Source organism: Ectopseudomonas toyotomiensis, assembly GCF_900115695.1.
Classification (GTDB): Bacteria; Pseudomonadota; Gammaproteobacteria; order Pseudomonadales; family Pseudomonadaceae; genus Aquipseudomonas; species Aquipseudomonas toyotomiensis.
In genome coordinates this window covers 272856-284621 of record NZ_FOXK01000008.1, presented here as the reverse complement: position 1 = coordinate 284621, position 11766 = coordinate 272856, and the positions used below count along the sequence as shown (strand labels likewise).

Here is an 11766-nt window from a genome sequence, read left to right as displayed (position 1 = left end):
CCATGCATTCGCGTTAGACTTGCGCTCTTTCGACCAGCCAAGAAGCCCGCCATGGCCCTGCCATCGACCACCTACAAGATCGAACTGAACCTCACCGACATGGATCGCAGCGTTTATGAAAACCTGCGTTTCACCGTCGCGCGCCATCCCTCGGAAACCGAGGAGCGCCTGGCCGCGCGGCTGATCGCCTATGCGCTGTTCTATCACGAGCAACTGGCGTTCGGTCGCGGCCTGTCGGATGTCGACGAGCCGGCGCTGTGGGAAAAGAGCCTGGATGATCGCGTGCTGCACTGGATTGAAGTCGGTCAGCCCGACAGCGAGCGCATCACCTGGTGCTCGCGGCGCACCGAGAAGTTCAGCCTGGTGGCCTATGGCAACCTGCGTGTATGGCAGGGCAAGTGCCTCGACCCGGTGCGCAGCCTGAAGAACATCAACGTGGTCGCCCTGGGCCAGGAGGCACTGGCCGACCTGGCGCTGGACATGCCGCGTTCGCTGAACTGGAGCGTGATGATCAGTGATGGCGAACTGTTCGTCACCGACGAGCGCGGTCAGCACGAGATTCCCATTGAGTGGCTCGCTGGCGAGCGTTGAAGCCGTAGGCGCCATTCGCTCCCTCTCCCATTCATGGGAGAGGGCTGGGGAGAGGGTAGATCAGGTTTGCATCATGTTGCCGGGCAGACCCTCTCCCCCGGCCCCTCTCCCGCAAGCGGGAGAGGGGAGACAACCCAGTACCATCTGAAAAAGCGACACCCTGCCCATGCGTATCGAAGCCCGTCCCTTACCCGCGCAACTGCCTGATCTGGGCAATCTGCCGCCACTGCTGACCCGTCTCTACGCCGCCCGTGGTGTGCAGTCCGCCGAAGAGCTGGACAAGGGCCTGGCGCGGCTGATTCCGTACCAGCAGCTAAAGGGTATCGATGCGGCGGTCGAACTGCTGGTAGAAGCCTTGGCGCAGCGTCAGCGCATCCTTATCGTCGGTGACTTCGATGCAGATGGCGCCACTGCCAGTTCGGTCGGCGTGCTCGGCCTGCGCCTGCTCGGCGCGGCGCATGTCGATTACCTGGTACCGAACCGCTTCGAGTATGGCTATGGCCTGACCCCGGAGATCGTCGCCGTAGCTCTCGAACGCCAGCCCGACCTGCTGCTGACCGTCGACAACGGCATCTCCAGCGTCGACGGCGTGGCGGCGGCCAAAGCCGCCGGGTTGACGGTGCTGGTCACCGATCACCACCTGCCAGGGCCGGAACTGCCGGCCGCCGATGCCATCGTCAACCCCAACCAGCCAGGCTGCGATTTCCCCAGCAAGGCCATGGCCGGTGTCGGCGTGATGTTCTACGTGCTGCTGGCGTTGCGCGCGCGGCTGCGCGAGACCGGCTGGTTCGCCAGCCGTGCGGAGCCCAATCTGGGCGAGTTGCTCGACCTAGTGGCACTGGGCAGCGTCGCCGACGTGGTGCCGCTGGATGCCAACAACCGCATCCTGGTGCATCAGGGCCTGGCGCGCATTCGTGCCGGGCGGGCGCGGCCTGGCCTGCGTGCGATTCTCGAAGTCGCCGGGCGCGACCACCGCCGTATCACCTCCACTGATCTCGGCTTCATCCTCGGGCCGCGCTTGAATGCGGCCGGGCGCCTGGACGACATGAGCCTGGGCATCGAATGCCTGCTCTGCGACGACGAGGCACTGGCCCGCGATATGGCGGTGCAGCTCGACCAGCTCAATCAGGATCGCAAGGCCATCGAGCAGGGCATGCAGCGCGAGGCGCTGGCCCAGCTCAAGGACTTGTCCCTGGACGACATGCCGTTCGGCCTGTGCCTGTTCGAACCGGACTGGCACCAGGGCGTGATCGGCATCCTCGCCTCGCGCCTGAAGGAGCGTTACCACCGTCCGGCCATCGCTTTTGCCGATGCTGGCGAGGGCATGCTCAAGGGCTCGGCGCGCTCGGTGCCGGGGCTGCATATCCGTGATGCACTGGATGCCGTGGCGGCCAAGCATCCGGGGCTGATCAGCAAGTTTGGCGGGCATGCCATGGCTGCCGGGCTGTCACTGCCGCAAGGCAACTTCGGCGCCTTTGCTGCGGCCTTCGACGCTGAGGTACGTCGTCAGCTCTGCGAGGACGATCTGACCGGCCGCCTGCTGTCCGACGGCCAGCTCGATGCCACCGAGTTCCACCTGGAACTGGCCCGCGCTTTACGCAACGCCGGCCCCTGGGGCCAGCACTTTCCCGAGCCGCTGTTCCATGGCGTGTTCCAGATCGTCAATCAGCGCATCGTCGGTGAGCGTCACCTGAAGCTGGTGCTCAAGACCGAGTGCGGCAGCGTGCAGCTCGACGGCATCGCCTTCAACATCGACCGCGACGTCTGGCCCAACCCCACGCTGCGTTGGGCCGAACTGGCCTACAAACTCGACCTCAACGAGTTTCGTGGCAATGAAACGGTGCAACTGATGGTGGCGCATATCGCTCCGCGTTGATTGCGGCTGCAATGAAATTCGGCGTTACCAATATGTCCGGCTGGCTGGGGCGAACTCTGCTAGAAACGCTCGTCAATACAACCGATGTCGGTTGAGGGGCATGCGGAATTTCCCTGTGTTATCCAGGGTCGGATGCACCGGTGCCTATTTTTCAGGAGAGTTCGCGATGAACACCAGCAATCTGCTCGACCAACTGCTCAAGGCCGGCCAGCAGGCCATGCAGAAGCCTGCGGCGAAGAACACCCAGGGGCAGCAGGCAGGCGGTTTGGGTGGCCTGCTCTCTGGTGGAGGCCTGGGCAGCCTGCTCTCGGGTGTCGGGGGCGGCGCGCTGGCGGCTGGTGCGGTCGGCCTGCTGCTGGGCAGCAAGAAAGCGCGCAAGATGGGCGGTAAGGCGCTGACCTATGGCGGCCTGGCTGCCCTGGGTGTGATGGCGTACAAGGCCTACGGCAACTGGCAGGCGCAGCAAGCCCAGCAGGGCGGCGCGCAGCCGGTCGAACCGCAGACCCTGGATCGTTTGCCGGCAGCGCAAGTCGAGCAGCACAGCCGCGCCATTCTCAAGGCCCTGGTGGCGGCGGCCAAGGCCGATGGTCATGTCGACGAGCGTGAGCGTCAGTTGATCGAAGAGGAACTGGGCAAGCTGGCGCAGGACGCCGAACTGCAGAGCTGGCTGCACACCGAACTGAACAAACCGCTGGACCCTGCTGACGTAGCGCGCGCCGCGGCTACCCCGGAAATGGCGGCGGAAATGTACCTGGCCAGCGTGCTGATGGTCGACGAAGAGCACTTCATGGAGCGCGCCTACCTCGAAGAGCTGGCGCGTCAGTTGAAGCTGCCGCTGGAGCTGAAGGCCGAGCTGGAAACCCAGGTGCGCTCGCTGCCGGCCGGTGTCTGAGTCGTCTTCTCGTTTCAGTCCGCATGCCGGGCATGGCCCGGCATCGCGTCATCACCATGATCGCTAAGGTAGGCTTCGACGGCCGCGCTAACCGTTGGTTGCAGGTGCCTTGGCTGATCGTCGTGCAGTAAACCGAAGCGTCGTAGCTTGTCCTTGAGCGGCCCCTTGACCTCGGCGAAGTGCAGTTCGATGCCGGCTTCCGCCAGCATTCGTTCCAGGTCGCCGAGCATGTCGGCAGAGGTCACGTCGATGCTGGTAACCGGTTCGGCGGCGATCACCACGCGGCGCACTGGCGCCGGGGCTTTTTCCAGCGCTTGCAGCAGACATTGCTGAAAGAGCTCGGCATTGGCGAAGAACAGCGGCGCGTCCCAGCGAAACAGCAGCAGGCCAGGTATCTGCCGCGCATCGGGGTGTCGCTTGATGTCATGGAAGCCGCGGATGCCCTCCACCTGGCCGAGAACGGTGTAGTAAGGGCGCCAGCCATCCCAGAGAAATTCGATCACCGCCAGCACCACTGCAATGCCGATGCCGGGGATCACGCCGAAGGTCAGCACACCGGCGAAGCAGGCCATCGACAGCCAGAACTCCCATTGCTGCACGCGGAAGATGCGCCGCAGGTCGGTGACCACGAACAGGCCGATGACGGCGGCAATCACCACCGCGGCCAGCGCGCTGGTGGGCAGGTACTGCATCAGATCCGGAGCCAGCATCAGCAGCAGGGCGACGCTCAGGGCACCGACGATACCGGCGACCTGGGTCATCGCGCCTGCAGCTTCCGCGACCGGCGTGCGTGACGAGCTGCTACTGATGGGAAAGCCCTGAAATAAACCACCGGCCAGGTTCGCCGCGCCAAGGGCGACCAGCTCCTGATTGGGGTCCACCGGGCGTCCGGTTCGGGCTGCATAGGTACGCGACAGCACGCTGGTGTCGGCGAACGCGACCAGGGCGACGGCGATGCCACCCAGCACCACGCTGGCCAGATCGACGCCGCTTAGCCAGGGCAGGGTGAAACTGGGCAGCCCCTGGGGCAGTTCGCCGAGCACCTGCACGCCCTGGGTATCGAGATCGAGCAGGGCGACCGCCAGGGTTGCCAGGGTCACGGCGATGAGGATACCGGGCAACTGCCTGAAGCGGCTCAGCAGCAGGATCAAGGCCAGGGTGCCGGCGCCGACGAGCAGGCTGTAGAGGTGGGCCTGGCCCTCGCTCAGCGCGCTGGCGATGGCCCGTAGGTCGCTGAGCGGACCCTGGCTGTCGATGCCAAAGCCGAACAACTTGGGCGCCTGGCTGATCAGCACGCTCAGCGCAATACCGTTCATGTAGCCATAGCGAATCGGCTTGGACAGCAATTCGGTGATGAACCCCAGGCGCAGCAGCCCGGCTATCAGGCAGGTGAGGCCGGCCACCACGGCCATCATGCTGGCCAGGGTCACCGCACGCATCGGGTCGCCACCGGAGAGCGGCAGCACCACGGCGAGAATCAGCGCTGCCAGGGCCGAGTCCGGGCCAAGCACGAGAATACGGCTGGGGCCGAACAGGGCGTAGGCCAGCAGCGGTACGATGGTCGCATACAGGCCATAGATGCCTGGCACACCGGAGGCCTCGGCATAGGCAATGCCCACCGGCACCAGCATGGTGGTCAGCACCAGGCCGGCGGTAATGTCTTTCGGCAACCAGGCCAGGCGATAGTCCCTGAGCGTTTGCAGGCCCGGAAGCCAGCGTAGCCAGCCGCGCTGTTGCGAAATGGCGGGAAGCGGCGTGTGTGGCTTGCGTGCAGGCGCTGGTGGCATCGCGGACGGGCTCGGGCAGGAATGCCTACAAGTAAAGCGCAGAGCGCGGGTGCTTCACCATAGCTGCCAGTCGATGGGCGCACATTCAGCCGCTACGTCAGACCAAAAGATCATTCATCCTCGCCCCCGGCTTGTTTTAGGCTGTTGGCCAATGACAAGAACGACACGCGAGGATGCTTATGTCGCAACTGCCACAGGACGCATACGACTACCTGATCGTTGGCGCCGGCCCAGCCGGTTGCCTGTTGGCCAACCGGCTTTCTGCAGACCCTGGCGTCAGCGTGCTACTGATCGAGGCGGGCGGGCGCGACAACTATCTCTGGATTCATATCCCGGTCGGCTACCTCTACTGCATCGGCAACCCGCGTACCGACTGGTGTTACAGCACCGAGGCCGATCCCGGTCTGCATGGCCGCTCGTTGAAATACCCGCGTGGCCGCGTGCTCGGCGGCAGCTCCTCGATCAACGGCATGATCTACATGCGCGGCCAGGCCGCGGACTACGATGGCTGGGCTGCGGCGGGCAATCCCGGTTGGGCCTGGCGTGATGTGTTGCCGCTGTTCAAACGCTCGGAGAATCATTTTGCCGGCGCCAGCGAATGGCACGGCGGCGATGGCGAGTGGCGGGTCGAGCGCCAGCGTCTGTCGTGGGAGATTCTCGAGGCCTTCCGTGAGGCGGCGGCGCAGAGCGGTATCGCCAGCGTCGATGACTTCAACGGCGGTGACAACGAAGGCTGCAGCTACTTTCAGGTCAACCAGAAGCGCGGCGTGCGCTGGAATGCCTCCAAGGCCTTTCTGCGCGATATTCGCCAGCGCCCCAATCTGCAGGTGCTGACCGGCGCCGAAGCCGAACGGCTGGAGCTGGAGGGCGGTCGCGCCCGTGCGCTGCATCTGCGCAGCCAGGGGCGGGCGCTGCGGGTGGCGGCACGCCGCGAGATCATCCTGTGTGCCGGCGCCATCGGTTCACCGGCCTTGCTGCAGCGTTCCGGCATCGGCCCTGGGCCGCTGCTCGAACGCCTGGGCATCGGCGTCAGGCACGAGCTGCCAGGTGTCGGTGAGAACCTGCAGGATCACCTGCAACTGCGTTTGATCTACCGCGTCGAGGGCGTGAAGACGCTCAACCGCATTGCGGCCACGCCTTGGGGCAAGCTGGGCATGGGCCTGGAGTACCTGCTCAGGCGCAGCGGGCCGCTGTCCATGGCACCCAGCCAGCTTGGTGCCTTCGCCAAGTCCGACCCCGGCCAGGTGCGCGCCAACCTGCAGTATCACGTGCAGCCATTGTCGCTGGAGCGCTTTGGCGAGCCCTTGCACGATTTCCCGGCCTTCACCGCATCGGTATGCAACCTGCGTCCGACCAGCCGCGGCAGCGTTCAGATTGCCTCCGTCGATGCCAGCGTAGCCCCGCTGATACGCCCCAACTACCTCAGTGACGAGCGGGATCTACAGGTGGCTGCAGACGCCATTCGCCTGACCCGGCGCATCGTCGCCGCGCCCGCCCTGGCCGGCTACAGGCCCGAGGAATACAAGCCGGGGCCGCAGTACCAGAGCGAGGAAGACCTGCAGCGCGCTGCGGGCGAGATCGGCACTACCATCTTCCACCCGGTCGGCACCTGCGCCATGGGCCAGGGCCGTGAAGCGGTGGTCGATGCCCGTCTGCGCGTACATGGCATCGCCGGGCTGCGTGTGGTCGACGCGTCGATCATGCCGAGCATCACCTCGGGCAATACCTGCTCGCCGGTGCTGATGATCGCGGAGAAGGCCGCGCAGATGATCGCCGCCGATGCGCGAGCGGCGATAAGCATGGTGCCGCAGCGCGAGCCTGGTTGCGGGGTGAGCGCGTGACCGCTCGATTCGAAGTGCCTTGGCGGGCGAGGCGACAGGTGTGCTCTGCTAGCATTGGGCGTCGATGAATGGAGGCGAACATGGCTCTGCGTGGAGTGCTGATCGGGTTGGGCTTGCTGCAGGTCGCCACGGGTGTTGTAGCTGGCGACCTGGCGTTGGACCAGCGCGCCTTGCTCCTGGAGGACAGTAGGTTGCCGCGTGAGGCAGCCCTGGATCGTCTGCAGCAGGTGCGCTTCGCCTTTCGCGAGGCGGCGCCTGAGGCCGGCGAGTGGCCGCTGTGGTCGCGTACTTACGGCATCCAGGGGAGCTGGGGCGACGCCGGCCTCGAGCGCCGCGGCGAGGGGCTGCTGATGGGGATGGATCGTGCGCTGGGCGGACAGTGGATCGGCGGTGTGCTGGGTGGAGTGACGCGTGCCCGGCTGGATCATGATCAGGGTCATGGCCGCACCGATAGCCGTTACCTTGGGGTCTACGCCGCGACTCGGGTATACAACCAGTTAGGGTTTCGGCTCGGGTTGCTGCACGGCTGGCACGAGCTGGAACGGCGCGATAACGCGCGCAGTTGGCAGCTGTTTGGCGAAAGCAGTTACGCCATGGACTATCGCGATTTCACCTTGGAGCCATTTGCCGGCCTGGCGTTAGTGCATCTGGATGCCGACGCCCGGCGTTTCGACGGACTGCGCCTGGCGGCAGCGCACGAGCAGGCTGGTTACCTGACGCTTGGCTGGCGCCTGGCCGCGCCCTGGTATTGGCAGCAGCGCAAGTGGGTAGGGCGTGCCAGTCTGGCGCTGCGGCAGAACCTGGGCAGCGACCGCTTGCGTGACGAGGCGGTCGACGGCCAGGGCGTACTCCAGCAAATGCACAGTCGTGAGTTCGAGCGCAGCAGCCTGCGTCTTGACCTGAGCCTGGATCATGAACTCAGCCGCAGTCTCTACCTGGGCCTGACCTATGCGGGCCACTATGCCGAAGACGCGCGCGACAACGCCTTGGCCGCACGCCTGAGCCTGAAGTTCTGAGCGCGCCCCGCCGGTCAGCCAGCGGGCTGCCAGGGGGCTTCGAGTCGGGTATACTCGCCGGCTTTTCAGAAACTTTGCGGTCACGGCTCTTGCCGTGCTCGGCCAGGGCAGCGCATCAGCCGCCCGGGTGAGCCGGATTGAGCCGTTTCGCGTCTTTTGCCCGAGAGTGCTGCCCACCATGGAAATCAATCCGATCCTCAACAGCATCAAGGACCTGTCCGAGCGAACCCAGTCAATTCGGGGGTATCTTTGACTACGATCACAAGCATGATCGTCTGGTCGAAGTAAACCGCGAGCTGGAAGACGCCAGCGTCTGGAACAAGCCCGAGTACGCGCAAGCCCTGGGCCGTGAGCGCGCCATGCTGGCGCAGATCGTCGAAACCATCGACGACCTCACCGGCAGCCTGACTGATTCCAAAGATCTGCTGGAAATGGCTGCCGAAGAAAACGACGAAGGCGCGGTGAACGACATCGCCGCCGAAGTCGAGCGCCTGCGCGAAATCCTCGAGAAGCTGGAATTCCGCCGCATGTTCAGCGGCGAGATGGACCCGAACAACTGCTACCTGGATATCCAGGCCGGCTCCGGCGGTACGGAAGCGCAGGACTGGGCCAACATCCTGCTGCGTATGTACCTGCGCTGGGCCGACAAGCGCGGCTTCGACGCCACCATCATCGAACTGTCCGAGGGTGAAGTCGCCGGTATCAAGGGCGCCACCGTGCACATCAAGGGCGAGTATGCCTTCGGCTGGCTGCGCACCGAGATCGGCGTGCACCGCCTGGTGCGCAAGAGCCCGTTCGACTCCGGCGCGCGTCGTCACACCTCGTTCTCGGCAGTGTTCGTATCGCCCGAGATCGACGACAAGGTCGAGATCGACATCAACCCGTCCGACCTGCGCATCGACACCTACCGCTCCTCCGGCGCTGGTGGTCAGCACGTCAACACCACCGACTCGGCGGTGCGTATCACCCACGTGCCGACCAACACCGTGGTCGCCTGCCAGAACGAACGCTCCCAGCACGCCAACAAGGACACCGCCATGAAAATGCTGCGGGCCAAGTTGTACGAGCTGGAGATGCAAAAGCGCAACGCGGCTTCGCAGGCGCTGGAAGACAGCAAGTCGGATATCGGCTGGGGGCATCAGATCCGCTCCTACGTGCTCGATGACTCGCGCATCAAGGACCTGCGTACCGGCGTCGAGCGTAGCGATTGCCAGAAAGTCCTTGATGGCGACCTCGACGGCTACCTCGAGGCCAGCCTCAAGCAGGGCCTGTAAGCCCAGTAACCAATCCGTGGGAGCCGGCTTGCCGGCGCCTGCTCAAAATCTTGTACGACACGCCAGGCAGAAAAAGCGACCATGAGCGACCAACAACTCGACCACAACGAACTGCAACAGGAAGAAAACAAGCTGATTGCCCAGCGCAAGGAAAAGCTTGCTGCCGTCCGTGAGCAGGGCATTGCCTTCCCCAACGATTTCCGCCGCGACCGCCTGTGCGCCGACCTGCAGAAACAGTACGAGGGCAAGAGCAAGGAAGAGCTGGAAGCCGCCGCGATCCCGGTCAAGGTGGCTGGGCGCATCATGCTCAACCGTGGCGCCTTCATGGTCATCCAGGATACCTCCGGGCGCCTGCAGGTCTACGTCAACCGCAAGACCCTGCCGGCCGAGCAACTGGAAGCGGTCAAGCACTTCGACCTGGGCGACATAATCGCTGCCGAGGGCACCCTGGCCCGCTCGGGCAAGGGCGATCTGTACGTCGACATGCAGAACGTGCGCCTGCTGACCAAGTCGCTGCGCCCGCTGCCGGACAAGCACCATGGTCTGACCGACACCGAGCAGCGCTACCGCCAGCGCTATGTCGACCTGATCGTCAACGAGGAAGTGCGCCACACCTTCCGCGTACGTTCGCAAGTGATCGCGCACATCCGTCGTTTCCTCAACGAGCGCGGCTTCCTTGAAGTGGAAACCCCGATGCTGCAGACCATCCCCGGCGGCGCTGCGGCCAAGCCGTTCGAGACCCACCACAACGCGCTGGACATGGCCATGTTCCTGCGTATCGCCCCGGAGCTGTACCTCAAGCGTCTGGTGGTCGGTGGCTTCGAGAAAGTGTTCGAGATCAACCGCAACTTCCGTAACGAAGGCGTCTCGACCCGGCACAACCCCGAGTTCACCATGCTCGAGTTCTACCAGGCCTATGCCGACTACCGCGACAACATGGACCTCACCGAGGAGCTATTCCGCGAGCTGGCCCTGGCCGTGCTGGGCAGCACCGACGTGCCATATGGCGACAAGGTGTTCCACTTCGGCGAGCCGTTCGTGCGTCTGTCGGTGTACGACTCCATCCTCAAGTACAACCCGGACATCACCGAGGCTGACCTCAACGACGTCGAGAAGGCCCGCGCCATCGCCAAGAATGCCGGCGCCAAGGTGCTCGGCCACGAAGGCCTGGGCAAGCTGCAGGTGATGATTTTCGAAGAGCTGGTGGAGAGCAAGCTGGAGCAGCCGCACTTCATCACCGAGTATCCGTTCGAAGTGTCGCCACTGGCGCGTCGCAACGACGACAATCCCAACGTCACCGACCGCTTCGAGCTGTTCATCGGTGGTCGTGAGATCGCCAACGCCTACTCCGAGCTCAATGACGCCGAAGATCAGGCCGAGCGTTTCCTCGCCCAGGTGGCCGAGAAGGATGCCGGTGATGACGAAGCCATGCACTACGACGCCGATTTCGTCCGCGCCCTGGAGTACGGCATGCCGCCGACGGCTGGTGAAGGCATCGGCATCGACCGCCTGGTGATGCTGCTGACCAACTCACCCTCGATCCGCGACGTCATCCTGTTCCCGCATATGCGTCCGCAGGCTTGATGCCACACAGAAAGCCGCCTTCGGGCGGCTTTTTGCTACTTGTCGTTGCACTTTTCACGGCGATTTCACCGGTCGCCCGGGCTGTAAGCGAAACGGAGCCTTTTGCTTGCCTGTCCAAGCCATTACTCTCCCTGTCATAACTAGAACCTAGAGGGTCGACCCATCTTGAGCTCCGTGCCCGCGTCCCCGAATGCCACCCAGGCAGCCAATGCCGTCGCCGAAAGCGTCCAGTACCAGGGCCGCAAGGCCAGCCGTCAGGGCAGCGAGCAGCGCCGCCAGGCGATTCTCGATGCCGCCATGCGCATCATCGTGCGCGAGGGCGTGCGCGCCGTGCGCCATCGCGCTGTGGCGGCCGAGGCGCAGGTACCCTTGTCGGCCACGACCTACTATTTCAAGGACATCGATGACCTGATCACCGATACCTTCGCCCAGTTCGTCGAGCGCAGCGCCGCGCAGATGGCGGCATTCTGGGCCGGTACCCAGGGTGCGCTGGAGGAGATGGTCGGGCGCCTGGATGGCAGCGAGCAGGCGCGTCGGCAATTGGCTGACGAAATCGCCGCTCTGGCGGTGCAGTACGTGCAGCGCCAGTTGCATGAGCGTCGTGATCACCTGATCGCCGAGCAGGCATTCCAGCAGGAAGCCTTGCTCAATCCACGACTGCGCGAGCTGGTGCGAGCCCACCGGCAGATCCTGCAGCAGGGGGTCACCCACTTCTTCGAGGTACTGGGCTCGCGCCAGCCTGAACAGGATGCCGTGCTGTTGACGGCCGCCATCGTGCGGATGGAGTATCAGGGCCTGCTAGACGGTGTAGAGCACCTGGACAGCCAAGGAATGCTGGCCATCCTTAAACGCTACATGAATCTGGTTCTGGGGTTGTAAACCGTCGATCATCGGGTCGAACGGCC

General features: G+C 64.4%; 9 protein-coding genes. 8 read left to right on the top strand and 1 reads right to left on the bottom strand.

Annotated elements, in window-relative coordinates:
* The first annotated feature begins 51 nt into the window (after positions 1 to 51).
* The 3 genes from BM186_RS18115 to BM186_RS18105 all read left to right on the top strand — a co-directional run bounded on the left by BM186_RS18115 (position 52) and on the right by BM186_RS18105 (position 3359).
* Entirely contained in the window at positions 52 to 591 is a 540-nt protein-coding gene (locus BM186_RS18115) for a YaeQ family protein (protein ID WP_072425875.1), read from the top strand.
* 166 nt (positions 592 to 757) lie between these two features.
* Entirely contained in the window at positions 758 to 2467 is a 1710-nt protein-coding gene (gene recJ, locus BM186_RS18110; RefSeq protein WP_074917129.1) for a single-stranded-DNA-specific exonuclease RecJ, read from the top strand.
* Between the two features lie 166 nt (positions 2468 to 2633).
* A complete protein-coding gene (locus tag BM186_RS18105) occupies positions 2634 to 3359 on the top strand; it encodes a tellurite resistance TerB family protein (RefSeq protein ID WP_074917128.1) in 726 nt (241 codons plus the stop codon).
* Positions 3360 to 3373: 14 nt separating this feature from the next.
* Here the strand turns inward: BM186_RS18105 and BM186_RS18100 are convergent, their stop codons facing one another.
* Positions 3374 to 5146: a SulP family inorganic anion transporter gene (locus tag BM186_RS18100; RefSeq protein WP_074917126.1), complete on the bottom strand. Its 1773-nt coding sequence runs from the start codon at positions 5144 to 5146 to the stop codon at positions 3374 to 3376.
* Between the two features lie 179 nt (positions 5147 to 5325).
* Here BM186_RS18100 and BM186_RS18095 point away from each other — a divergent pair, with 179 nt between their 5' ends.
* The 5 genes from BM186_RS18095 to BM186_RS18075 all read left to right on the top strand — a co-directional run bounded on the left by BM186_RS18095 (position 5326) and on the right by BM186_RS18075 (position 11740).
* Entirely contained in the window at positions 5326 to 6987 is a 1662-nt protein-coding gene (locus BM186_RS18095) for a GMC family oxidoreductase (RefSeq protein ID WP_074917124.1), read from the top strand.
* An 80-nt stretch (positions 6988 to 7067) separates the two neighbouring features.
* The gene (locus BM186_RS18090; RefSeq protein ID WP_074917122.1) at positions 7068 to 8003 is read left to right on the top strand and encodes an autotransporter outer membrane beta-barrel domain-containing protein; all 936 of its coding nucleotides are present in this window, start codon (positions 7068 to 7070) and stop codon (positions 8001 to 8003) included.
* A gap of 178 nt (positions 8004 to 8181) precedes the next feature.
* Positions 8182 to 9277, top strand: a protein-coding gene (gene prfB / locus BM186_RS18085) for a peptide chain release factor 2 (protein WP_099481820.1) whose coding sequence is annotated in 2 segments (ribosomal slippage) — positions 8182 to 8253 and positions 8255 to 9277 — 1095 coding nt in all. Because the reading frame shifts where the segments join, the coding sequence is not laid out codon by codon here.
* 81 nt (positions 9278 to 9358) lie between these two features.
* Entirely contained in the window at positions 9359 to 10861 is a 1503-nt protein-coding gene (gene lysS, locus BM186_RS18080; protein WP_074917120.1) for a lysine--tRNA ligase, read from the top strand.
* 165 nt (positions 10862 to 11026) lie between these two features.
* Entirely contained in the window at positions 11027 to 11740 is a 714-nt protein-coding gene (locus tag BM186_RS18075) for a TetR/AcrR family transcriptional regulator (protein ID WP_074917118.1), read from the top strand.
* Positions 11741 to 11766: the final 26 nt, after the last annotated feature.